Here is a 1,870-nt window from a genome sequence, read left to right as displayed (position 1 = left end):
AATCCGTACTGAACATATTATACATTATTTTCAGTATAGTTGAGCTTATTATTGACTAGAGTCATGCTCTCGCTGGCCGAGAAAAAACCCTTGATAGGATGGGGAGTAGAACGTACCCTTGAGCCTTCTCGTCATGATCACCCTGACCGATAGCGCCATCCAAGAGTTGAAGCGCCTGCGCAGCAAGTACGAAAAAGAGGGATCCCAGCCCATCCTGCGTCTGGGGGTCAAGCCGAGCGGCTGCTCTGGCCTCTCTTATGTGATGAACTTCGAGTCTCAGGCCAACCCTGACGATCATACCTTCGACTTTGGGGATATCCAGGTGGCAGTGGATCCCTTGAGTATGACCTTGATCAGCGGCACCACCGTCGATTTTTCCGAGGATCTGCTGGGGGGTGGCTTCCGCTTCAAGAACCCCAATGCAATAGCTAGCTGTGGGTGTGGCACCTCCTTTGCCACTGCCGAGACTGCTGCTGTCGTTGGTCACTAAAGTCTCAATCGCTGCCTCCCACCCGCCTTTGGGCGTCAACGGTTGGAGGGCTCTAGGCTGGGCAGCCAAAGGACAAACCAAGTCCATCCCTTCTGGCTGGTGACCCGGATTTGGCCCTGCAGATACTCCACCCAATGCTTCACCAAGGCCAGTCCAAGGCCGCTGCCCGGCTGCGCCCAGGGATCCTCAGAAGGCACACGGTAAAAGCGCTCGAAAAGGTGGGGCAGGTGGTCAGGCTCGATTTGGGCGGTATTGCCGACTCTTAACTCAACCCCACCGGGAAAGGCTTGCCCCTCTAAGCGGAGGGTTCCGCCCGGCTGGGTGAACTTACAGGCATTTTCCAGCAGTTCCTTCAGGATCAGGGTTAGCCGCTGCGGGTAGCTGTAGAGCACTGCCGGGAATGAGGTCAGCTCCGCCATCTCCAGCTTCAGTTGCCGAGCCTGAGCCCGTTCTCGCACCCCATTGAGTAGGCTTGTGCAAAGGCTGTGGAGATCGATGGCGGCAGCCGCAGAGCTCAACTCTTTGGCTTCTAGGCTCTGCAGATCCAGCAACTTGTTGATCAGCTCAATTTCAGCCTGACACTCTTCCAAAGCGATGCGGTGGTATTGGCACTGCTTCTCGTTGAGAGGAGTGCGGCCCAACAGTTCCAGGGCCAACTTGATCTTGGTGAGGGGGGTGCGCAGCTCGTGGGAAACGCTGGCCAGAAAGCTATCCTTGAGGCGGTTGAGCTGCTGCAGATCCTGCACCTGGCAGGCCAACTGGGCAGTGCGTTCTTGCACCTTGGCTTCTAGGGCTTGGTTAAGTTCCCGCAGGTGGCGTTGGGCTTGGCTGGCCTGGATCAGGTGACGGATACGCCGCTTCAAAACCGCCCAACGAATGGGTTTGGAAATGTAATCGCTGGCCCCGGCAGCAAAGGCTTCATCCACGCAGGACTCATCTTCCAGCGCCGTGACGATGAGAATGGGCAGATCCGAGTTTTGAGCATGGAGGCGGCGACAGCACTCAAACCCATCCAAATCTGGCATGACCGCATCCAGCAACACCATATCCACTGAGTGTTGGGCGGCTAGCTGCAAGCAAGCCTCGCCGCTGCTGGCTTCTAGAACTTGGTAGCCTTCTCGCTCAAGGGCGTAGCGAACCAAGAGTCGCTGGCTGGGCTCATCTTCCGCGATCAACAACAACGGCTTCTTTTCAGGAGAGGGGGATCCCGCCTGGGCCTCAGGAACCGCCGGCGAGCTGGCCGGAGGATGGGGATTAGGCCTCAGCATAGGCATTGAGAGGAGAGGGAGAAAGGCTCTGCACTCAGGAGGAGAGCATGACTCTAGTCAATAATAAGCTCAACTATACTGAAAATAATGTATAATATGTTCAGTACGGATT

At 56.2% G+C, this 1,870-nt stretch carries 2 protein-coding genes; one reads left to right on the top strand and one right to left on the bottom strand.

All coding sequences use genetic code 11. The features are described 5' to 3' along the window. The first annotated feature begins 118 nt into the window (after positions 1 to 118). Positions 119 to 490 (top strand): HesB/IscA family protein, encoded by a 372-nt coding sequence (locus tag NW837_RS10625; RefSeq protein ID WP_414331368.1) that lies wholly within the window; start codon positions 119 to 121, stop codon positions 488 to 490. Between the two features lie 35 nt (positions 491 to 525). On the opposite strand, the gene NW837_RS10620 is transcribed toward NW837_RS10625, so the two are convergent. Continuing rightward, positions 526 to 1,758: a response regulator gene (locus NW837_RS10620; RefSeq protein WP_414331366.1), complete on the bottom strand. Its 1,233-nt coding sequence runs from the start codon at positions 1,756 to 1,758 to the stop codon at positions 526 to 528. Between the last annotated feature and the right edge of the window lie 112 nt (positions 1,759 to 1,870).

Source organism: Synechococcus sp. R6-10 (genome assembly GCF_047461815.1).
In the GTDB taxonomy this organism is placed as follows: Bacteria; Cyanobacteriota; Cyanobacteriia; order Thermostichales; family Thermostichaceae; genus Thermostichus.
This window is presented reverse-complemented; position numbering and strand designations above follow the sequence as displayed.